Genomic DNA, 19,920 nt, shown 5'->3' on the forward strand with positions numbered 1-19,920 from the left:
TTTACGGACGAACTCATGAAAAAATATTTTCTGCTCTACGCCAAAGGCATAGCCATGGGCGCTGCCGACGTCGTGCCCGGTGTGTCGGGCGGTACTGTGGCTTTTATTACCGGTATCTATGATGAGCTGTTGCGCTCGATTGCCAGTGTGCCTAAGGCCCTTGGCTTGCTGCTGCGCGGGCGTGTTGTCGAGGCCTGGAAGGCCGCCAATGCAACCTTTCTGCTGGTGCTGCTGCTGGGTGTGATGACCAGCGTGCTGAGTCTTGCGCGGTTGATCACCTACTTGCTGGCCGAACAGCCAATTCCGGTATGGTCATTTTTCTTTGGCTTGATTCTGGTTTCTACGCACCTGGTCGTGCGTGAGATCCATCACTGGAACTGGACACGGTTTGTCAGTCTGGTGTTCGGGGCAGCATTCGCCTACTGGATTACCGTGGCGTCGCCGCTGCAGCTAGGGCATGACCCGCTGAGTTTGTTCTTCGCCGGTGCTATCGCCATCTGCGCGATGATTCTGCCGGGCATCTCCGGCAGCTTTATTTTGGTGCTGCTGGGGCTTTATAGCTTTGTGCTCACCGCAGTGAAGGGCATGGATATTACTGTGCTGTTGATTTTTGCCAGCGGTTGCCTGGTTGGCCTGGTTAGCTTTGCCGGGGTACTGCGCTGGCTACTGGCGCGTTGGCGTGACCTGACCCTGGCTTTTTTGACCGGGCTGATGGTCGGCTCGCTGAACAGAATATGGCCCTGGAAGGAAACCTTAAGCTGGCGTACCGACAGCCATGGCGTACAGGTGCCGCTGCTGCAAGCCAATCTCTGGCCGCAACAGTTTGCCGAAACCAGCGGCCAGGACCCACAGCTGCTGCTGGCAATTGCCCTAGCACTAGCCGGCATTCTGTTGGTGCTGGGCCTGGAGTGGCTGGCCGGGCGCAACCCGCAAAGCGCTGGTGATAACCCATAATTGCGGCACAATGCACGCCAGCTAGATGTAGTCAGTTTTGCCCGAGGGAGATGCAGGTGAGTTTCACAGCCATTCAATTGCCGATTCGCGCCAGCAGTGCTCGTACCCTGTTGAGTGGCGTTGTATTCGGTGCGTTGCTCAGCGCCTGTGCGAGCCCGCCTCCGGGTGGCGTCAAGGTGGTTGATCGTACCCAGGGCGGCGCAGCTCAGGCACCGCAGCGTCAACCGGTCAGCAGTGGCCAGTACCAGGTGCAACGTGGCGATACGCTGTACTCGATTGCGTTCCGCTTCGGCTGGGATTGGAAGGCGCTGGCTGCACGCAATGGCATTGCACCGCCTTACCTGATCCGGGTTGGTCAGGTCATTCGCTTTGATGGCCAGCCTGCCAGTCGCCCGCCCATGGTAGCGACGGCTCCTGTGGTTACCACGCCGCCGCCTGGCCGGCCTAGTACACCCATTCAGACCCGCCCCGTGCAAACCCAACCGCCAGCGCCAGTACAAACCACCCCAAGCGTCACCGCATTACCGCCCACTCAGCGTTCAGCATCGGGTTGGTTGTGGCCTTCCAATGGGCCGGTTATTGGGCGTTTTTCCTCAAACGGCAGTTTGAATAAAGGCATTGATATCGCCGGAGAATTGGGCCAGCCTGTTTTAGCTGCGTCTGATGGTTCAGTGGTCTACGCCGGGAGTGGTTTACGGGGCTACGGCGAATTAGTGATCATCAAACATAGCGATACCTACGTAAGCGCCTACGGACATAACCGCAGGTTGTTGGTGCAGGAGGGGCAACAGGTCAAAGCCGGGCAGAAAATTGCCGAAATGGGTTCCACAGGAACCGACCGGGTGAAACTTCACTTTGAAGTACGCCGCCAAGGTAAACCTGTCGATCCGCTGCAATACCTGCCGCGACGTTGATCTAGCGCTAGCCTGTCTCCACCACGTGGGAGGGACAGGCTTTGGTGTAACCAGGGATTTGGTCGCGCTAGGGCTTGCTGTCGAACTCAGCAAGGAATAACAAAAATGGCTCTCAATAAAAAAGAAGCGCCGGAGTTTGACGTCGATGATGAAGTGCTCCTGATGGAGCCTGCTATTGTCCTTGACGATGATTCAGACGAAGAAGCGCAACCGCCACTTTCCCGCAGCAAAGCAAAAGCTTCCACCGCTAGCAGCAAGCAGCATAAGTACATTGATTACACCCGCGCGCTCGACGCCACTCAGCTGTATCTCAATGAAATCGGCTTTTCCCCTCTACTGACCCCTGAAGAAGAAGTGTTCTTCGCGCGCCTGGCGCAGAAAGGCGACCCTGCCGGCCGCAAGCGCATGATTGAAAGCAACCTGCGCCTGGTGGTGAAGATCGCTCGCCGTTACGTCAATCGCGGTTTGTCTCTGCTGGATCTGATTGAAGAGGGCAACCTCGGTTTGATCCGCGCGGTAGAGAAATTCGATCCCGAGCGCGGTTTCCGTTTTTCGACCTATGCCACCTGGTGGATCCGCCAGACCATCGAACGGGCGATCATGAATCAGACCCGTACAATTCGCCTACCCATTCATGTGGTCAAAGAGCTCAACGTCTACCTGCGTGCAGCTCGCGAATTGACCCAGAAGCTCGACCATGAGCCTTCTGCAGAAGAAATTGCCAACCTGCTGGAAAAACCGGTGGGTGAAGTCAAACGCATGCTCGGCTTGAATGAGCGTGTTTCCTCGGTGGATGTTTCACTGGGTCAGGATTCGGACAAAACCCTGCTCGATACCCTGACCGATGACCGCCCCACCGACCCCTGCGAGTTGCTGCAGGACGATGATCTGTCCCAGAGCATCGACCAGTGGCTGTCTGAACTGACCGACAAGCAGCGTGAGGTGGTGATTCGCCGCTTCGGTCTGCGCGGCCATGAAAGCTGCACCCTGGAAGAGGTTGGCCAGGAAATCGGCCTGACCCGTGAGCGCGTTCGGCAGATTCAGGTTGAAGCCCTCAAGCGTCTGCGGGAAATTCTGGAAAAGAATGGCCTGTCGAGCGACTCATTGTTCCAGTGAACTTGATGCGTTAACACTCAACCCGGCCCTGGCCGGGTTTTTTGTGCCTGAACGTCATAGACGCCACACTCTCGCGAGCGTCATGCATGACGCCAGAAGTTATTCCTGGCGAGTTTTGTGAGTGCTTATGTAAGCCATTGCTTACAGGGTGCGTAAGCCATTGGTGCGCAAGGCGATCGGTGAAGTGCCCTGTGCTATTTTAAGCTGTTGTTTTTAAATAATATTTAAATTTTATGGGGAAGGCTAAAGTCCATCTGCATGGAGTTTGCGGCGCTTGTTCGGAAGGCGCAAATCGCTAGTATTACACCTGTGCTCAGGGACAAGCACAGGTTGTCAGGATGACAATCAGGACATCGTAGGAAGCGATTCATCAGGATGATGAGTTGGGAAATACAGGGACTAGGGACAAAAGAGTGGGCGACGCGAGTCGCCCCTTTTTTTGTCCGCGTTTTCTGTGCCCATCGTTTGCAGATCACTCTGCCGGCTTTGCTCCAGGCAATTCGAGGCTGGCAGAAAAGTAAAAACCCGCGCAAGGCGGGTTTTTGTGCAGCTAGCGCAGCTTCGTACTAGCGCTCCAGATACTGCAGCTTGTCCTTCACGCCATCCCACTCTTCAGCGTCCGGCAGGGACTCTTTCTTCTCGGTGATATTTGGCCAGACTTCAGCCAGATCAGCGTTCAGTTCGATGTATTCCTGCTGATCTTCAGGCACCTCATCTTCGGAGAAGATGGCTTGTGCAGGACACTCAGGCTCGCAGAGTGCGCAGTCGATGCACTCGTCCGGGTGGATCACCAGGAAGTTCGGGCCTTCGTAGAAGCAGTCCACCGGGCAGACTTCTACGCAGTCGGTGTATTTGCATTTGACGCAGTTGTCGGTAACGACGAAGGTCATTTCTGATTCTCTCCTCGGGCGCCAGCCTGCCCCGTTCTATGCGGGTTTTAAGCAGGCTAGGGGTAATGGCCACGGCTCAGGCTTTAAGTCGGGCAGTCATAAAAATGCGCGCGATTCTAACAGTTCGCGCGCAATAACGTTAGAAGCGTGTCTTCCATGTATATAACAGCTCCAGCGCTTTACGCGGAGTCAGATCATCAGGATTGATCTTGCGTAATTCTTCCTGCAGCGGGTGCGGCAGGCTGGCGAACATATCGCTCTGCATCGGTGCGGCTGTCTGGCCGGGCTGCGTAGGCGGCAGTTCATGGGGCAGACTGGTGGTTTCCAGGCGCGCCAGGTGCTCACGAGCACGCAGGATAACCTCATTCGGCACGCCCGCCAGTTGCGCTACAGCCAAACCATAGCTCTGGCTGGCAGGGCCAGGCAGCACGTGGTGGAGGAAGACGATGCGCTCATTGTGTTCGGTGGCATTCAAATGCACGTTGGCGACGATTGGCTGGCTTTCCGGCAGCACGGTCAGCTCGAAGTAGTGAGTGGCGAACAGGGTGTAGGCACGCAGCTTGGCCAGCTGCTCGGCAGCCGCCCAGGCCAGCGACAGACCGTCAAAGGTGCTGGTGCCGCGGCCGACTTCATCCATCAGCACCAGGCTGCGCTCTGTGGCGTTGTGCAGGATGTTGGCGGTTTCGCTCATCTCCACCATAAAGGTCGAGCGGCCACCGGCCAGGTCATCGCTGGAGCCTATACGGGTAAAGATGCGGTCGACCAGTGACAGCTCACAGCTTTTTGCCGGTACGAAGCTGCCGATATGCGCCAGCAGTACGATCAACGCGGTCTGGCGCATATAGGTGGATTTACCACCCATGTTCGGCCCGGTGATGATCAGCATGCGCGTGTCATCGTCCAGGCTCAGGTCGTTGGCCACAAAGGGTGTGGTCAACACCTGCTCAACCACCGGGTGACGACCCTGGTCGATGCGCATGCACGGCTCGTCGACAAAGCGTGGACGATTGAGATCCAGGTTCAGCGCACGCTCAGCCAGATTGCTCAGTACATCCAGCTCGGCCAGGGCGGCGGCGCTGTCCTGCAGCGGCCCGAGGTGGCTGATCAGGCGTTCGAGCAGCTCGTCATAGAGCATTTTCTCGCGGGCCAGGGCGCGGCTCTTGGCAGACAGCGCCTTGTCTTCGAACTCTTTCAGCTCGGGGGTGATAAAGCGCTCGGCGCCTTTCAGCGTTTGCCGGCGGATATAGTCGGCCGGGGCCGACTCGGCCTGTTTGCTCGGCAGCTCGATAAAGTAACCGTGCACGCGGTTGTAGCCGACCTTGAGGTTGGCCAGGCCGGTGCGGGCCTTCTCGCGGGTCTCCAGGTCCATCAGGTACTGGCCGGCGTTTTCGCTAAGCGATTGCAGCTCATCCAGCTCGGCGTCGTAACCAGTTTTCAGCACGCCGCCGTCGCGAATTACCGCCGGTGGATTGTCATTGATGGCGCGGGCCAGCAGCTCGGCCAGTTCCGGGTAGGTGCTGACTACGCCTGCCAACTCGACGAGGTGCGGTGCTTCCAGATTGGTCATGGCCATCTGCAACGTGGGCAGGGCGGCCAGGGCGTCTCGCAGTCGCGCCAGGTCGCGCGGGCGGGCATTGCGCAGGCCGATTCGCGCCAGAATGCGCTCCAGATCGCCGATTTCCTTGAGCTGCGGCTGCAGGGTCTCGAAACGGTAGCGTTCCAGCAGGCAGGCAATCGATTCCTGGCGCGCTTCCAGAATCGCCCTGTCACGCAAGGGGCGGTTTAGCCAGCGGCTGAGTAGACGGCTGCCCATGGCGGTCTGGCAACGGTCGACCACCGATTGCAGGGTATTGTCGCGCCCGCCAGCGAGGTTGATATCCAGCTCCAGATTGCGCCGGCTGGCACCGTCGAGAATCACCGTGTCGTCCAGGCGTTCGTGACGCAGGCTACGCAGGTGCGGCAGGGCGGTGCGCTGGGTTTCTTTGGCATAGGCCAGCAGGCAGCCGGCGGCGCCGATGGCCAGGGTCAGGTTTTCGCAGCCGAAACCTTTCAAATCCTGGGTGGCGAACTGCTGACACAGACTTTTATGCGCGGTGTCGCGCTCGAAATCCCAAGGGGCGCGACGGCGTGCGCCCCGGCGTTTTTCCGCCGGCAAGCCCTGCGGCCAGTCATCGGGAATCAGCAGTTCAACCGGATTCAGGCGTTCCAGTTCGGCCAGCAGGTTTTCCCAGCCGTTGATCTCCAGCACGCTGAAGCGGCCGCTGGTGATGTCCAGCACGGCCAGGCCGAACAGGCGTTCGTCACCCAGTACCGCCGCCAACAGGTTGTCGCGGCGCTCATCGAGCAGCGCCTCATCGCTCACAGTACCGGGGGTGATGATGCGCACCACCTGGCGTTCCACCGGGCCTTTGCTGGTGGCCGGGTCGCCGATCTGCTCGCAGATCACCACTGATTCGCCGAGCTTGACCAGTTTGGCCAGGTAGCCCTCCAGCGAGTGGTAGGGAATCCCGCACATGGGGATGGCCTGGCCGGCGGATTGGCCGCGTGCGGTCAGGGTGATATCCAGCAGCTTGGCGGCCTTTTTCGCGTCCTCATAGAAGATCTCGTAGAAGTCGCCCATGCGGTAAAACATCAGCTGTTCCGGGTGCTGATTTTTCAGCTTCCAGTATTGCTGCATCATCGGCGTGTGAGAACTGAGGTCGCTTTGGCTCATCGTTTTAACTGTCCGGCTGAATCGCAAAAGCGCCTAGTGTACGGTATCGGCCTGGCTGGCTTTAACCCCGGAGTGCAGATGACTGCTAATGAATATGCCCTGACCCAACTGGCTGCCGAGCTGGGCGGGCAACTGATTGCCGTCAAGGCCCAGGTGACCACCGCCGAATCCTGCACCGGTGGCGGTATTGCTGAGGCGATTACCCGGATTCCCGGTAGCTCGGCCTGGTTTGAAGCCGGTTATGTCACTTACTCCAATGCGCAGAAGACTAGACAGCTGAATGTGCCCGAGGCGCTGTTCGCTTCGGTTGGCGCGGTGAGTCAGGAGGTGGTCGAGGCCATGGTACGGGGGGCTCAGGCCCATAGTGGTGCGCGTTATGCCGTGGCGGTTAGCGGTGTCGCGGGACCGGATGGTGGTTCGCCGGAGAAACCGGTGGGCACGGTCTGGCTGGCGTGGGGTGATGGCCCGCAGCTATTCAGCGTGCGTCGGCAGTTTGCTGGTGATCGCAGCGAAGTTCGCCGACAAACGGTTGAGGCCGCGCTGGCTGGGCTGTTGCGCCTACTTGCGCAAGAAAATCCAAACGCGGGGTAGGCGGGCGACTTGCCCTGTGGAATAATACTGTCTACTTATACAGTTGTTGGTGGCCGCTAGCTGGCCCTTCTTGATTACGTGAGGACTTAAATGGACGAGAATAAGAAGCGCGCCTTGGCGGCAGCCCTGGGCCAGATTGAAAAGCAATTCGGCAAAGGTGCAGTGATGCGCATGGGCGATCATGATCGTCAGGCGATCCCGGCCATCTCCACCGGCTCGCTGGGGCTGGACATCGCCCTGGGCATTGGCGGTCTGCCAAAAGGCCGTATCGTTGAAATCTACGGCCCTGAGTCTTCTGGTAAAACCACCCTGACCCTGTCGGTGATCGCCGAAGCTCAGAAGCTCGGTGCCACCTGCGCCTTCGTCGATGCTGAGCATGCACTCGATCCTGAGTACGCTGGCAAGCTGGGCGTAAACGTTGATGACCTACTGGTATCGCAGCCGGATACCGGCGAGCAGGCCCTGGAAATCACTGACATGCTGGTGCGCTCCAACGCCGTCGACGTGATCGTGATCGACTCCGTAGCGGCCCTGGTGCCGAAGGCGGAAATCGAAGGCGAGATGGGCGATATGCACGTTGGCCTGCAGGCCCGCCTGATGAGCCAGGCGCTGCGCAAAATCACCGGCAACATCAAGAATGCCAACTGTCTGGTTATTTTCATCAACCAGATCCGCATGAAGATCGGCGTAATGTTCGGCAGCCCGGAAACCACCACCGGTGGTAACGCGCTGAAGTTCTACGCTTCGGTTCGCTTGGACATCCGCCGTACTGGTGCAGTGAAGGAAGGCGACGAAGTGGTGGGTAGTGAAACGCGCGTCAAAGTGGTGAAGAACAAGGTCGCGCCGCCGTTCCGCCAGGCCGAGTTCCAGATTCTTTACGGCAAGGGCATCTACCGTAACGGCGAAATCATCGACCTCGGCGTACAGCTTGGCCTGCTGGAGAAATCCGGTGCCTGGTACAGCTACCAGGGCAACAAGATCGGTCAGGGCAAGGCCAACTCGGCCAAGTACCTGGAAGACAACCCGGAAGTGGCGCGTACCGTTGAAGGCTTGATTCGCGAGAAGCTGTTGGTGGTCAGTCCGACGGTCAAGGCCAACGCCACGGCCGATGATCTGGCTGACGCCGACGCCTGATTTGCCTGCCTATGTCCATTGCTCTGGATAACCCCGTCGCGGTGCGGCGGGCGGCCATGGATCTGCTGGCCAGGCGCGAGCACGGCCGGGTCGAGCTGACCCGCAAGTTGCGCAGTCGTGGGGCGGCCGATGAGTTGATCGAAGCCGCTCTCGATCGTCTAGCTGAAGAAGGTTTGCTGTCTGAAGCGCGTTATCTGGAGGCTTTTGTCAGCTACCGCGCGCGTGCCGGCTATGGGCCGTTGCGTATTCGCGAAGAACTGACCCAGCGCGGCCTGGCACGCGGAGATGTCGAGCAGGCCTTGCGCGACAGCGGTATCGACTGGCGTGAACATCTGCAGGAAACCTGGCAACGCAAGTTTGCCGGCGAGCTACCCCGCGATGCCCGTGAGCGTGCCCAGCAGGGGCGCTTTCTCAGTTATCGGGGTTATCCGCCTGAGCTGATCGGGCGCTTGCTACGCGGTGCGCTGGAGGATTAAGCCGAAGCCCGCTGTTTGCCGACCAGTTTGTATCGACCCTTCCATTCTCCCCGTTACCTACCTCCACCCACCGATGCTGCAGCAGTACCGGAAGCCAATGCTTCCCGTACTCAAATGCGTGTGGCTGATCTTTTCTGTTAGCCGGCTGAGCCGCGATTACCGATAGCCTGCACGCAGGCTATCGGCTGGGCGACGGCTCAGGCATTTTCCGCCCAGTTGTGCGGCTGATTGACCAGGTCCAGAAGTTCGCGCAAGCGGCCGTGGTTGCGGCCGTTAAAGGCAAAGGCCAGGCGCGTCATATGGCACAGCTCCGGCTCGTCCTGTTCGGAGTCACAGCGTGCTTGCTGCTGAAAGTCGCCGTGCGTACACAGGTCGTGGAACTCATTATTTAGCTGCAGCATGGCCGCCTCGTTCAGCGCATGGTTGAGGCGGATCACGTAGCGCTCCTTGAGCCAGCGGCTGGAGTGGTAGTTGCGGTAGAACTGGGCGATTTCCTCGGCGGCCTCTTCGGCGCTGTGTACCAGACGCATCAGGCGCATATCGCTGGGCAGGATATAGCCGTTGTCTTGCAGCTGTTCCTGCAAAAACGTCAGGGCGCTGGTCCAGAAAGTACCGCCAGGTTGGTCGAGTAGCACCACGGGCACCAGTGGGCTTTTCCCGGTCTGGATCAGGGTCAGCACCTCCAGGGCTTCGTCCAGGGTGCCGAAACCACCGGGGCAGAGCACCAGGCCGTCGGCTTCCTTGACGAAAAACAACTTGCGCAGAAAGAAGAAGTGGAACGACAGCAGGTTCTTGCTGCCTTGTACGGTGGCATTGGCGCCTTGCTCGAAGGGCAGGGTGATATTGAAACCCAGGCTGTTTTCCAGCCCGGCACCTTCATGGGCGGCCGCCATAATGCCGCCACCGGCACCGGTAATGACCATCAGGTTGTGTTTGGCCAGGGTCGCACCGAGGTCGCGGGCCAGGCGATAAACCGGGTGATTGGCCGGAGTACGCGCCGAACCGAACACGGTCACCTTGCGCCGCCGCTTGAACTGTTCCAGCGCGCTGAAGGCATGCTCCATTTCGCGCAGGGTCTGCAGCATGATCTTGGCATCCCAGCGGTTGCGGTCGGCCTGCGCCATGCGCACAACCGTGCCGAGCATGGCCTGGTAGAGCTTGGTGTTGGGGCTGTCGGGCGGTGCTGCGAGGATGCCCAGTTCTTCCACTCGGGTGGTCAGGTCGACGCCACTGGTCTGAAAATGCCGGGACAGAAAATCGTCCGATTCATCGGGCATACAACTTCTCCTTCTGGTTGCCGGCCGAGCAGCTTATTGCCGCGTCGGCCTTGTCCTGAGTATGGCTGCTGGCTGCCGGTTTGTGTGACATATGCCCATGCATGACAACTGACAGCCCATGCCAGGACTGCATCAGAGGGCGATTTGTTCGCCTGGTTCAGGGATGTTGGCGATCCAGTTCAGACGCTCGCGCAGTGCCAGTTGCAAGGCCTGCATCTTCTCCAGTTCGCCATGCACCAGGTACAGCTCGGGGTGGTGCTCGAAGTGGCTGACCCAGTCGAGCAGCTGCCCTTGCCCGGCATGCGCGGAGAAGCCGCCGAGGGTGTGCACCTTGGCTTTTACCGCGATGCGCTGGTGGAGGATTTTCACGTTCTGCGCACCATCGACAATGCTGCGCCCCAATGTGCCCTTGGCCTGGAAACCGGGAAAGATCAGGTGGCAGTTTTCACGCCAGAGGTTGTGCTTAAAGTGATGGACGATGCGCCCACCGGTGCACATGCCGCTGCCGGCGATGATGATCGCACCGCTCTTCATCCGGTTGATTGCCATCGACTCTTCCACGCTGAGCGTGCAGCGCAGGATCGGTAGCCAGTCCTCGATGCGCTTGACCTTTTTGGCCGCCAGCGCTGCGCGGTCTTCGGCGGCAAACTGGTCCTGAAAACGCGAGTAGATGGCATTGGCCTTTATGGCCATGGGGCTGTCGAGAAAGACTGCCTGTTGCGGCAGGCGGCCTTGCTGATAGAAACGGCCGAGGTAGTAGATCAGATCCTGGGTGCGGCCGACGGCGAAGGAGGGGATCAGCACGTTGCCGCCGTCGCGATGGGCCTGCTGCAGAATCTCCAGCAGTTCGTCCAGGGTGTCCTCACTGCAGCGGTGGTCGCGATCGCCGTAGGTCGACTCCAGCAGTACCACATCGGCTTTGCTCAGCGTGCTGGGGTCTTGCATCAAGGGTGAGCAGGTGTTGCCCAGGTCGCCGGAGAACACCAGGCGTCGGGTCAGGTGATGGTCCTGCACGTCGAGTTCGACAATCGCCGAGCCGAGGATATGCCCGGCATCGTGAAAGGTGACCTGCACGCCCTTGGCCACTTCGCGGCTTTCGCCATACAGCAGCGGCCGGCGTTGGCTCAGCGCCTGCTCGGCATCGCGGGTGGTGTACAGCGGGCTGATTGGTGCCTTGCCCATCCGCGCGCGCCATTTGTTTTCCCACTCGGCATCTTTCTCCTGAAGAAAGGCTGCGTCGAGCAGCATCAGCTCCATCAGTTCACAGCTCGCGTCGGTGGCGAAGATCGGCCCACGGTAGCCGGCTGCCGTGAGTTTGGGCAGCAGGCCGGTGTGATCAATATGCGCGTGGGAAATCACCACGGCGTCCAGGCTGTGCGGGTCAAAGGCAAACGGCGCGCGGTTGCCATCTTCCTCTTCGCGGCGGCCCTGGCGCATGCCGCAATCGAGCAATACCCGCGCGCCGTCGCGGCTTTCAATTAGGTAGCAGGAACCGGTGACTTGTTGAATTGCGCCGAGGAAGTTGAGCAGGGCCATGGCTAATCCTTGAACACGTTGAATGGGTGGTGCTTAAGGCTGTCCTATCAAGCAAGCGGGGGTTTTGATACAGGTCAGCATCTGCCTGTATCCCGCGCTCTAAGCTGTCTCAAACTATCGGAGCCGCATATGACCCAGTTATTCCCCAGCGCCAGCGAGTTGGCCGAGCATGCCCGTCTTGAGCCGACCTTCGCCGCCTGGCAGCGCGGTTACGGTCCTTTGCAGCACAGTCCGCAGACCTGCGCCGCCGTCTACCGTATGGCCCACCAGCTGGTGCAGGCGGGTTTGCAGGCGGATCTGCCGAGTGTCTACCGCCACTTTCACGCGTTGGATCGGCTGACGGCGGCAGGGCTGTGGCTGGTGGTGCATATGACCTATGCCCAGCGGGTGCGCCTCGATGGTGTGGCGCTGGCCGCAGAGGACTTCAAGGTATCGCCCGAAGGGCACACCGGCGGCGCGCTGAATATGGTGCCGGCCTACGCCGGTTACCTGGCGCTGAATAACCTGAGCGGGGAAACCCGCGGCTGGTTGATGGGTCAAGGCCACTGCGTGGCGGCCATTGAGGCGCTTAACCTGCTGGCGGCCAATCAGCATCCGGAGCAGGCCGAACGTTACCCCTGTGACGAGGCCGGGATGAGCCAGCTGGTGGCGGACTTCTACAGCTATGTGCAGAACGCGGCCGGCCAGGTCAGCGCGCCGCTGGGCAGCCACGTTAACCCGCACACGGCTGGCGGGATTGCCGAGGGTGGTTATCTGGGCTTTGCCGAGCTGCAATATGCCCATCTGCCGTTACCCGGCGAGAAGCTGGTGGCGTTTCTCTCCGATGGCGCGGCCGAGGAGCAACGCGGCAGTGACTGGATGCCGCGCTGGTGGCGCGCTGAAGACTGTGGCGTGGCATTGCCATTGATGATCGCCAACGGCCGGCGCATCGAGCAGCGTACCGAGCTGGCAACGCCCGCCGGACTGGAGAATTTTCGCGAGCATCTGCGCCATTGTGGTTTTGACCCTGTGAGTTTCGATGGCCGCGACCCGGCGGCTTTTGTCTGCGCCCTATGGGATATGGAGCAGCGCCTGGGCCGCCGTGTGCAGGAGTTGCACGATGGCGTGCTGAGCTATCCGCTGCCGATGCCCTATGGCATTGCCGAGACGCTCAAGGGTTTCGGCTTCTACGGCGCTGGCAGCAATGCGGCGCACAACCTGCCATTGCCGGCCAACCCGCATACCGATGAGGCAGCTCGCGAGCTGTTTAATCAGCATGCGGCGCAGCTCTGGGTCGCCCCGGATGAACTGAGTGAAGCCTGCGCGCTGTTTGCTGCCCGAGGTTCCCGCGCGCTGGAGCGCGATAACCCGTTGGCGCTGCGTCATCCAGCGCTGCCAAAACTGCCCGCGTTGCAGTATCTGGATGGCGCCTGCTCGCCGATGCTGGCCCTGGATCGCTTCTTTGTCGATCTGGTGCAGGCCAATCCGCAGTTGCGCCCGCGCGTCGGTAATCCCGATGAGCTGGCCAGCAATCGTTTGGGCGGCGTGCTCAATGCGCTTAAGCACCGGGTAACCGCACCGGAGAGCGAGCTGGAAGCGCTGGATGGCGCCATCATCACCGCGCTCAACGAAGAGGCCGTGGTCTCCGCCTGCCTGGCCAACCAGGGCGGCCTGAATCTGGTGGCCAGCTATGAGGCCTTCTGCGTGAAGATGCTCGGCGCGGTGCGCCAACGCATCATCTTTGCCCGGCAGCAGAAAGAGGCGGGGCGCCCGGCAGGCTGGCTTGGCTGGCCGCTGGTGGCAACCTCACACACCTGGGAAAACGGCAAGAATCAGCAATCGCACCAGGACACCACCTTCTGCGAGGCCCTGCTCGGTGAAATGAGCGACATGGTGCGGGTGCTGTTTCCAGCCGATCACAACTCGGTATTGGCGCTGCTGCCGGGCATCTATCAGGCGCGCGGCCAGATCGCCTGCATGGTGATTGCCAAGCGCGAGCGGCCTTGCGTATTCACCCGTGAGCAGGCCGAGCAGCTGGCGCAGGATGGCGCGGTTGTGCTGGCCGAACACCAGGGTGAGCAGCCCTTGCTGCTGATCGCCACCGGCAGTTACCAGTTGGCACAAATGCAGCGTGCGGCCGTTCGTCTGAGCGCGGCCGGATGTGCCTGGCGTCTGGTTTACTTACAAGAGCCGGGGCGTTTTCGTGTGGCCCGCGATACCTGGGAGCAGGCGGTGATTGTCGATGCCGAGCGAGTTGAACGGTTATTCCCGGCTGCCAGCATACGGCGCGTGCTGCTGACCCATATGCGTGCGGAAGTCGCCCGTGGGCACCTGTGGCCACTGCTCGGTGACGCTCGACACAGCCGTGTGCTGGGCTACCGTAACCGGGGTGGCACCCTGGATGAAGCCGGCATGCTGTTCGCCAACCAGGCGAGCTGGGCGCATGTGCTGGAGGCCGCTGCCGAGTTACTGGAAAAACCGCTTGGCGAGTTGCTCAGTGCCGAGGAGCAAGCAGCCGTGCAAGGGCGGGGAGAACCACGCTGTCTGCGTTAGCAGGCGCAGTGTGTCGCAGGAAAGGAGGGGCAGGTATGCCTAAGTTGACTTTGGACCTTGATGTGGATTTGTACCGCCTGTTGCAGCAGGCCGCGCGCAACAACCAGATAAGCCTGGAAGAAGAGTGTTTGCAGCGGCTTGAAGGTGCGGCGCGGCGTTCGCGTTATATGCACGCGTTGCTCGCGGATTTGCGCGCCGATGATCAGCAACTGCGCGCGCAACAGGGTGGCGGTTGAGGCTTACAGGCCGCAATCTGCTTTGCTGAAACGCTCGGTGGTCACCGGGCGGTTGCTTTTGTATTCGCTGAATTCATAGCGCAGCGCCGCGCCGCGTACCAGCAGCTGGCGATAACCGGCATTGCGGCACACGCTGTTGGCCAGTTGCGCGCGCACTACATCCGGGTTGCCGCGCATCTGCGCCGCATGCTCGCTGCGCACGCTGAGGTGGTTGACCAACTCGCTGCCATCCACGGTGTAGCCCTGATCGAGAATGTCTTCGTTGATCGCCCGAGGCGTGCCCACGCTGCTTTCGCGCGCGACTTTTTCTAGGGTCTTGCTCAGTTCAAAGTCTTTCAGGGTGGCGGCATGGGCAAACAGGGGCAGGCTCAAGGCCAGGGTTAGGCTGGTCAAACGCAGCATGGGGTTCTCCAAAGTCGATTCGCACCTTCTGACCGGCAGTGCCGGGCAGAGGTTCAGTGGCGCCTATCTTACTCGCCTGCCGGGACTTACGCAGTTGCCACGGCCGGCGGCGTAAGACGCACGGTTGAATAAGCAACAGCGGGCTTTGTTAGACTGCCGCGCTTGCTGACCCCTGGATAACCCATGCCGTTCCTTCTCTTCTGTCAGGTGTATGCCTGATGAGCCACGCTGTCGCACGTTTGCGGGCTGCGCGGATTGCCCGCAGTGCCAAACCTTTTCTTGCCCGTGGTAGCCGCTCGGTGCGTTGTGATGATTGCCGTCTGGTGATGACTCACTGCCTGTGCGCCTGGCGCCCGCGTATTGCTGCAACGTCTGCGGTGTGTCTGCTGATGCACGATGTCGAGGCGCTTAAGCCGAGCAATACCGGCTGGCTGATTGCCGACGTGCTGGCCGATACCTCGGCGTTTGGTTGGTCGCGGGTGGAAGTGGATGCCGGCTTGCCGGCGTTGCTGCGCGATCCGCTGTGGCAGCCTTACCTGGTATTTCCGGGCGAATATGTTGCCGCCGAACGGGTGGTCAGTGAGGTGCAGCCGGCACCCGGCAAGCGGCCGTTGTTTGTGCTGCTGGATGCCACCTGGAGCGAGGCGCGCAAGATGTTTCGCAAAAGCCCTTACCTCGACAGCCTGCCGGTACTCAGCCTGCAGGCCGAGCAGCTGTCGCGCTACAAACTGCGCCGCTCCAAGCGCGACGATCACTTCTGCACCGCAGAGGTCGCCGCGCTGTGTCTGGAGCTGGCCGGCGACCAGCGTGCGGCCGATGGCTTGAATGCCTACCTGGATGTCTTCAGCCAGCACTACCTGGCTGCCAAGGCGCCGCGTGCGGTGCCGCTGGATGATCCAATGCATGACCGCCTGCGCGAGTTTCTCTAGCGGCTAGTGGGCCAGTTTCTTGGGCCACAGCTGCGCCAGCAGCATGCCGGCAAACATCAGCGCACAGCCAAAGTAGCCGCGCAGTTCCAGCGATTCACCGAGCAGCCAGGCCCCGGCGATGGCGGCAAATACTGCTTCCAGCGAGAGGATGATCGCGGCGTGGGAGGCGATGGCGTCTTTCTGCGCCACCACCTGCAAGGTAAAGCCGATGGCCACGCCGAAGAGACCGCCGTAAAGAATCGCGGGTCCGGCGGCGATGATCGCTTGCAGCTGGATTTCCTCGAAGATTAGCGCCAGCACCAGGCTGATCACCGCGCAGGTGATGAATTGCACCAGGGCCAGGCGCAGCGGGTCATGGCGGCCGGCAAAGAAGCCCACCAGCAGCACATGCACGCCCCAGACGAAGGCCCCGGCCAGTTGCAGCCAATCACCGGAGGCCACGGTAAAGCCCTCGCCAACGCTGAGCAGGAACATGCCGACCACCGCCAGGCAGGCCCCCAGCCAGATGCCCAGGCCGGTCTTATGGCCGATAAACAGCCCCAGCAGCGGCACGATGATCACGTACAGCCCGGTGATAAAGCCGGAGTTGGTGACGCTGGTGAATAGCAGGCCAACCTGCTGCAGGTTGATCCCCAGGGCCAGCGCTAGACCCATTAGCACGCCGCCACGTAGCAGTTGACGGTTCAACGGTGCGACTGTCGCGCTGCTGCTGCGACCTTCCAGCAGGCGCAGCACTGGCAGCAGAATCAGTGCCGCCAGAGCAAAGCGCAGGCCGCTGTAGAGGAACGGGCCGATGGAGTCCATCCCCAGGCGCTGCGCGACAAACGCCGAGCCCCAGATCATTGCAGTCAGCAGCATTAACAGGTCGGCGCGCAGGGCGTGGCTTGGCATTTCAGGCTCTCGTCAGCAAAGCTGCGAACTGTGCCGCAAAGCGTCGTGCTTGACCACCCCGTCAGTGCTGGGCATGCTTGGTCGCTTTTCTGCGTTTTCAGGCCTGGTTGCGCGGCAATCCTGCGGCCTGCACGCACTGTTCACCGCGCCCTGGACAGTACCCCTGGCGGGTATCCACATAACAAAAACAGGATTCACCATGGCCGCTTTTGAAATCCTTATTGCTGATGATCACCCCCTGTTTCGCAGTGCCTTGCAACAGGCGCTGACCCTGGGGTTGGGGCCGGATGTACGGCTGGTCGAAGCGGCCAGCATTGCCGAGCTGGAAGCCTGCCTGGCGCAGAAGACCGATTGGGATCTGGTGCTGCTCGACCTGAATATGCCCGGCGCTTACGGCTTCTCCGGCCTGGTGCTGTTGCGTGGGCAGTACCCGCATATTCCGGTGGTAATGATCTCCGCCCAGGAAGATCCGTCCATCGTCGCGCGTTCGCGAGAGTTCGGCGCCAGTGGCTTTATCCCCAAATCCAGCCCGCTGGAAACCATCCAGCAGGCGGTACGCCTGGTGCTTGATGGTGAGGTCTGGTGGCCGCAGCAGACCCAGGAGGCCATTGCCCTGTCCGCTGAAGCCAAGGCCGCCAGCGCTGGCCTGGCGAGCCTTACGCCGCAGCAGTTCCGCGTGTTGACCATGGTCTGCGACGGTTTGCTGAATAAGCAGATTGCTTATGAGCTGAGCGTGTCGGAGGCAACCGTAAAGGCCCATGTCACGGCGATTTTCCGCAAGCTCGGCGTGCGTACTCGTACGCAGGCGGCGTTGCTGTTGCAGCAGCTGGAATCGATTCCGTCTAACTGAAGTGCTTTTCTCCCGGGCTTGGCGTAGCCTGCCGGGCTTTCTCGCATGTGGTTGTGATGATGTCGCCATTCAAAGGCCAGACCGGTTTTAAACGTATTCTCAATGCCACCGGTTATTCGTTTGCCGGCCTGCGCGCCGCCTTTACCGGTGAAGCCGCCTTTCGTCAGCTGCTGCTGATCAACCTGATCCTGGTGCCTTTGGCGTTCTACCTGGATGTCAGCCGCGTTGAGCGCGCGCTGATGGTCGCGGTGTGTCTGCTGGCGCTGATTGTCGAGCTGCTCAACTCGGCGGTGGAGGCGGCCATCGACCGCATTTCCCTGGAGCTGCATCCGCTGTCAAAGAATGCCAAGGACATGGGCAGCGCCGCCCAGTTCACCGCCCTCAGCCTGATTGCCCTGGTGTGGGCGATTATCCTGCTCGGCTAATTCGCCGTTCTCAGGCGATGGTCGGCAGGACGATCTGATCGCTGCGCGTTACGCCGGCGGTCAGTGCGCGGCACAATTCGATAAATTCACGCATGGCGGCGGTCTGGTACTTCTGCTTGTGCCAGATAAAGTAGAACTGCCGACGCAGATCCAGCTCGGGGGTTTCCACCGCCACCAGGCTGCCGCGGCGAAACGCGTCACGCAGTGCCAGGCGGGAGATGCAGCCAATCCCCAGACCTGACTCCACTGCACGCTTGATCGCCTCGGTGTGCTCCAGCTCCAGACGGATATTCAGGCTGCTGGGGTGGTGGCGCATGGCCTGGTCGAAGGTCAGGCGCGTACCGGAGCCTTGCTCGCGCAAAATCCACGCCTCGCGCGTCAGCTCTTCCAGGCTCGCCTCACCACGTTGCGCCAGCGCATGTTGCGGCGCGCAGAACACCACCAGCTCATCTTCAACCCAAGGCTGCACCTCAATATCCGGGTGCTGGCAGTCACCTTCGATCATGCCCATATCTAGCTCGTAGTGGGCAATCTGCTGCACCACGTAGGCGGTGTTGTGCACCTGCAGCTTGACCCGGCATTCCGGGTGGCGCTGCATAAAACTGCCGATCAGCAGGGTGGCCAGGTAGTTGCCCACCGTCAGGGTGGCGCCGACATTCAGCGAGCCGTAGCCGCTTTTGCCGCCCAGCAGGCGCTCGATTTCCTTGGCCTGGTCGAGCAGCGCCACCGCTTGTGGCAACAGCTGCAGGCCGAGCGCGTTAAGGCTCAGGCGTTTACCGGCGCGGTCGAACAGCTGGCAGTCGGACTGACGCTCCAGTTCGCTGAGCGAGGTGCTGGTGGCCGATTGCGACAGGGCCAGGGAATCGGCGGCGCGGGATACGCTTTCATGCTGGGCCACGGCGACGAAGACTTGCAGTTGTCTGAGGGTAAATCGCATATCTATATAACCGATAACCTATATCTTGATAATCAAGTTAACAGATATTCTGCCGCTCATTACAATGCCGTGCAATTGCGCACAGGTGCGCAGGCGATAGTCCATCCTTCGGAGCCCCCGGCACATGAGCAACCTTAACTCCGAGCGCATTCTCAGCGTTCATCACTGGAACGACACGCTGTTCAGTTTCAAGTGCACCCGTGATCCAGGCCTGCGCTTTGAGAATGGCCAATTCGTGATGATCGGCCTGCAGCAGGACAACGGCCGTCCGCTGATGCGCGCCTACTCGATCGCCAGCCCGAACTGGGAAGAGCATCTGGAATTCTTCAGCATCAAGGTGCCGGATGGCCCGCTGACCTCGCAGTTGCAGCACCTCAAGGAAGGCGACGAGGTGATCATCAGCAAGAAGCCTACCGGCACCCTGGTGCTCGATGACCTCAAGCCCGGCAAGCACCTGTACCTGCTCAGCACTGGCACTGGCCTGGCGCCGTTTATGAGCGTGATTCAGGACCCGGAAACCTACGAGCGCTTCGAGAAGGTGATTCTGGTTCACGGCGTGCGCTATGTGAACGAAGTGGCTTACCGCGAATTCATCACCGAGCACCTGCCGCAGAATGAATTCTTCGGTGATGCGCTGAAGGACAAGTTGATCTACTACCCGACAGTGACCCGCGAACCGTTCGAGAACCAGGGCCGCCTGACCGATCTGATGCGCAGCGGCAAGCTGTTCGAGGATATCGGCCTGCCGCCGATCAACCCGCAAGACGACCGCGCGATGATCTGCGGCAGCCCGAGCATGCTCGATGAAACCAGCGAAGTGCTCAACGAGTTCGGCCTGCAGATCTCGCCGCGCATGCGCGAGCCGGGTGATTACCTGATCGAGCGCGCCTTCGTCGAGAAGTAAGCCTGCTGCAGTGAAAAGGCCCGCCGATTGGCGTAATGCTGTTCACATAAGAAAAATGCCGCTTCGCTCTTACCAGGGAAGCGGCATTTCTTTGTGCTCACCACCGTAGGATGGGTGCTAACCCATCAATTGGCTGATGGGTTAGCACCCATCCTACGGCCTGAACCACTGCCAAAGACTTAGAGCGAGGAAGATTTCAAAGCCCGCCGCTCT

Annotated in this window: 19 protein-coding genes; 12 read left to right on the plus strand and 7 right to left on the minus strand. The window is 60.5% G+C overall.

The window, feature by feature from the left end; translation table 11 throughout:
* Positions 1–15: 15 nt before the first annotated feature.
* The 3 genes from Q8M42_RS10260 (at position 16) to rpoS (ending at position 2,984) form a co-directional block, all read left to right on the plus strand.
* Positions 16–954, plus strand: a complete 939-nt coding sequence (locus Q8M42_RS10260; RefSeq protein WP_304866050.1) for a DUF368 domain-containing protein — start codon at positions 16–18, stop codon at positions 952–954.
* Positions 955–1,004: 50 nt separating this feature from the next.
* Positions 1,005–1,868, plus strand: coding sequence for a peptidoglycan DD-metalloendopeptidase family protein (locus Q8M42_RS10265; RefSeq protein WP_304866053.1), 864 nt, complete (start codon positions 1,005–1,007; stop codon positions 1,866–1,868).
* A 105-nt stretch (positions 1,869–1,973) separates the two neighbouring features.
* Positions 1,974–2,984 (plus strand): RNA polymerase sigma factor RpoS, encoded by a 1,011-nt coding sequence (gene rpoS, locus Q8M42_RS10270; protein WP_090248349.1) that lies wholly within the window; start codon positions 1,974–1,976, stop codon positions 2,982–2,984.
* Positions 2,985–3,550: 566 nt separating this feature from the next.
* Here the strand turns inward: rpoS and fdxA are convergent.
* Both fdxA and mutS read right to left on the minus strand, forming a co-directional pair.
* A complete protein-coding gene (gene fdxA / locus Q8M42_RS10275) occupies positions 3,551–3,874 on the minus strand; it encodes a ferredoxin FdxA (protein ID WP_090248347.1) in 324 nt (107 codons plus the stop codon).
* A gap of 139 nt (positions 3,875–4,013) precedes the next feature.
* A complete protein-coding gene (gene mutS / locus Q8M42_RS10280; protein WP_305284029.1) occupies positions 4,014–6,587 on the minus strand; it encodes a DNA mismatch repair protein MutS in 2,574 nt (857 codons plus the stop codon).
* Positions 6,588–6,665: 78 nt separating this feature from the next.
* Here mutS and Q8M42_RS10285 point away from each other — a divergent pair, with 78 nt between their 5' ends.
* The 3 genes from Q8M42_RS10285 (at position 6,666) to recX (ending at position 8,788) form a co-directional block, all read left to right on the plus strand.
* Positions 6,666–7,178, plus strand: coding sequence for a CinA family protein (locus Q8M42_RS10285; RefSeq protein WP_304866062.1), 513 nt, complete (start codon positions 6,666–6,668; stop codon positions 7,176–7,178).
* A gap of 90 nt (positions 7,179–7,268) precedes the next feature.
* The gene (gene recA / locus Q8M42_RS10290; RefSeq protein ID WP_304866064.1) at positions 7,269–8,312 is read left to right on the plus strand and encodes a recombinase RecA; all 1,044 of its coding nucleotides are present in this window, start codon (positions 7,269–7,271) and stop codon (positions 8,310–8,312) included.
* Positions 8,313–8,323: 11 nt separating this feature from the next.
* Positions 8,324–8,788 carry a recombination regulator RecX gene (gene recX / locus Q8M42_RS10295; RefSeq protein ID WP_304866067.1) on the plus strand — a complete coding sequence of 155 codons (465 nt, stop codon included), beginning with the start codon at positions 8,324–8,326 and terminating at the stop codon, positions 8,786–8,788.
* 197 nt (positions 8,789–8,985) lie between these two features.
* Here recX and Q8M42_RS10300 read toward each other — a convergent pair whose 3' ends face one another.
* A complete protein-coding gene (locus Q8M42_RS10300) occupies positions 8,986–10,065 on the minus strand; it encodes an LOG family protein (RefSeq protein ID WP_304866069.1) in 1,080 nt (359 codons plus the stop codon).
* A gap of 132 nt (positions 10,066–10,197) precedes the next feature.
* Complete coding sequence (locus Q8M42_RS10305) at positions 10,198–11,601, minus strand: MBL fold metallo-hydrolase RNA specificity domain-containing protein (RefSeq protein WP_304866072.1); 1,404 nt, start codon at positions 11,599–11,601, stop codon at positions 10,198–10,200.
* A 129-nt stretch (positions 11,602–11,730) separates the two neighbouring features.
* Here Q8M42_RS10305 and Q8M42_RS10310 point away from each other — a divergent pair, with 129 nt between their 5' ends.
* Complete coding sequence (locus tag Q8M42_RS10310; RefSeq protein ID WP_304866075.1) at positions 11,731–14,133, plus strand: xylulose 5-phosphate 3-epimerase; 2,403 nt, start codon at positions 11,731–11,733, stop codon at positions 14,131–14,133.
* Between the two features lie 35 nt (positions 14,134–14,168).
* Positions 14,169–14,369: a hypothetical protein gene (locus tag Q8M42_RS10315; protein WP_304866077.1), complete on the plus strand. Its 201-nt coding sequence runs from the start codon at positions 14,169–14,171 to the stop codon at positions 14,367–14,369.
* Between the two features lie 3 nt (positions 14,370–14,372).
* Here Q8M42_RS10315 and Q8M42_RS10320 read toward each other — a convergent pair whose 3' ends face one another.
* Positions 14,373–14,771 carry a quorum-sensing-regulated virulence factor family protein gene (locus Q8M42_RS10320; RefSeq protein WP_304866080.1) on the minus strand — a complete coding sequence of 133 codons (399 nt, stop codon included), beginning with the start codon at positions 14,769–14,771 and terminating at the stop codon, positions 14,373–14,375.
* A 218-nt stretch (positions 14,772–14,989) separates the two neighbouring features.
* Here Q8M42_RS10320 and Q8M42_RS10325 point away from each other — a divergent pair, with 218 nt between their 5' ends.
* Positions 14,990–15,700, plus strand: coding sequence for a tRNA-uridine aminocarboxypropyltransferase (locus Q8M42_RS10325; protein ID WP_304866083.1), 711 nt, complete (start codon positions 14,990–14,992; stop codon positions 15,698–15,700).
* Between the two features lie 3 nt (positions 15,701–15,703).
* Here Q8M42_RS10325 and Q8M42_RS10330 read toward each other — a convergent pair whose 3' ends face one another.
* The gene (locus Q8M42_RS10330) at positions 15,704–16,591 is read right to left on the minus strand and encodes a DMT family transporter (RefSeq protein WP_304866086.1); all 888 of its coding nucleotides are present in this window, start codon (positions 16,589–16,591) and stop codon (positions 15,704–15,706) included.
* A 199-nt stretch (positions 16,592–16,790) separates the two neighbouring features.
* Between Q8M42_RS10330 and erdR the strand changes: the two genes are divergently transcribed.
* Positions 16,791–17,441 carry a response regulator transcription factor ErdR gene (gene erdR / locus Q8M42_RS10335; protein ID WP_304866089.1) on the plus strand — a complete coding sequence of 217 codons (651 nt, stop codon included), beginning with the start codon at positions 16,791–16,793 and terminating at the stop codon, positions 17,439–17,441.
* 53 nt (positions 17,442–17,494) lie between these two features.
* Complete coding sequence (locus Q8M42_RS10340) at positions 17,495–17,866, plus strand: diacylglycerol kinase (RefSeq protein ID WP_304866092.1); 372 nt, start codon at positions 17,495–17,497, stop codon at positions 17,864–17,866.
* Positions 17,867–17,876: 10 nt separating this feature from the next.
* Here the strand turns inward: Q8M42_RS10340 and Q8M42_RS10345 are convergent, their stop codons facing one another.
* Complete coding sequence (locus Q8M42_RS10345) at positions 17,877–18,803, minus strand: LysR family transcriptional regulator (protein ID WP_304866095.1); 927 nt, start codon at positions 18,801–18,803, stop codon at positions 17,877–17,879.
* 124 nt (positions 18,804–18,927) lie between these two features.
* On the opposite strand from Q8M42_RS10345, the gene fpr reads away from it, so the two are divergent.
* The gene (gene fpr / locus Q8M42_RS10350) at positions 18,928–19,707 is read left to right on the plus strand and encodes a ferredoxin-NADP reductase (RefSeq protein WP_304866098.1); all 780 of its coding nucleotides are present in this window, start codon (positions 18,928–18,930) and stop codon (positions 19,705–19,707) included.
* The last annotated feature ends 213 nt before the right edge of the window (positions 19,708–19,920 follow it).

It is taken from the genome of Pseudomonas sp., from assembly GCF_030684895.1.
Classification (GTDB): Bacteria; Pseudomonadota; Gammaproteobacteria; order Pseudomonadales; family Pseudomonadaceae; genus Aquipseudomonas.

Coding starts and splice junctions, on each gene's coding strand:
- Q8M42_RS10260 (WP_304866050.1), top strand. CDS start 16: ATGAAAAAATATTTTCTGCTCTACGCCAAAGGCATAGCCATGGGCGCT.
- Q8M42_RS10265 (WP_304866053.1), top strand. CDS start 1,005: ATGCAGGTGAGTTTCACAGCCATTCAATTGCCGATTCGCGCCAGCAGT.
- rpoS (WP_090248349.1), top strand. CDS start 1,974: ATGGCTCTCAATAAAAAAGAAGCGCCGGAGTTTGACGTCGATGATGAA.
- fdxA (WP_090248347.1), bottom strand. CDS start 3,874: ATGACCTTCGTCGTTACCGACAACTGCGTCAAATGCAAATACACCGAC.
- mutS (WP_305284029.1), bottom strand. CDS start 6,587: ATGAGCCAAAGCGACCTCAGTTCTCACACGCCGATGATGCAGCAATAC.
- Q8M42_RS10285 (WP_304866062.1), top strand. CDS start 6,666: ATGACTGCTAATGAATATGCCCTGACCCAACTGGCTGCCGAGCTGGGC.
- recA (WP_304866064.1), top strand. CDS start 7,269: ATGGACGAGAATAAGAAGCGCGCCTTGGCGGCAGCCCTGGGCCAGATT.
- recX (WP_304866067.1), top strand. CDS start 8,324: ATGTCCATTGCTCTGGATAACCCCGTCGCGGTGCGGCGGGCGGCCATG.
- Q8M42_RS10300 (WP_304866069.1), bottom strand. CDS start 10,065: ATGCCCGATGAATCGGACGATTTTCTGTCCCGGCATTTTCAGACCAGT.
- Q8M42_RS10305 (WP_304866072.1), bottom strand. CDS start 11,601: ATGGCCCTGCTCAACTTCCTCGGCGCAATTCAACAAGTCACCGGTTCC.
- Q8M42_RS10310 (WP_304866075.1), top strand. CDS start 11,731: ATGACCCAGTTATTCCCCAGCGCCAGCGAGTTGGCCGAGCATGCCCGT.
- Q8M42_RS10315 (WP_304866077.1), top strand. CDS start 14,169: ATGCCTAAGTTGACTTTGGACCTTGATGTGGATTTGTACCGCCTGTTG.
- Q8M42_RS10320 (WP_304866080.1), bottom strand. CDS start 14,771: ATGCTGCGTTTGACCAGCCTAACCCTGGCCTTGAGCCTGCCCCTGTTT.
- Q8M42_RS10325 (WP_304866083.1), top strand. CDS start 14,990: ATGAGCCACGCTGTCGCACGTTTGCGGGCTGCGCGGATTGCCCGCAGT.
- Q8M42_RS10330 (WP_304866086.1), bottom strand. CDS start 16,591: ATGCCAAGCCACGCCCTGCGCGCCGACCTGTTAATGCTGCTGACTGCA.
- erdR (WP_304866089.1), top strand. CDS start 16,791: ATGGCCGCTTTTGAAATCCTTATTGCTGATGATCACCCCCTGTTTCGC.
- Q8M42_RS10345 (WP_304866095.1), bottom strand. CDS start 18,803: ATGCGATTTACCCTCAGACAACTGCAAGTCTTCGTCGCCGTGGCCCAG.
- fpr (WP_304866098.1), top strand. CDS start 18,928: ATGAGCAACCTTAACTCCGAGCGCATTCTCAGCGTTCATCACTGGAAC.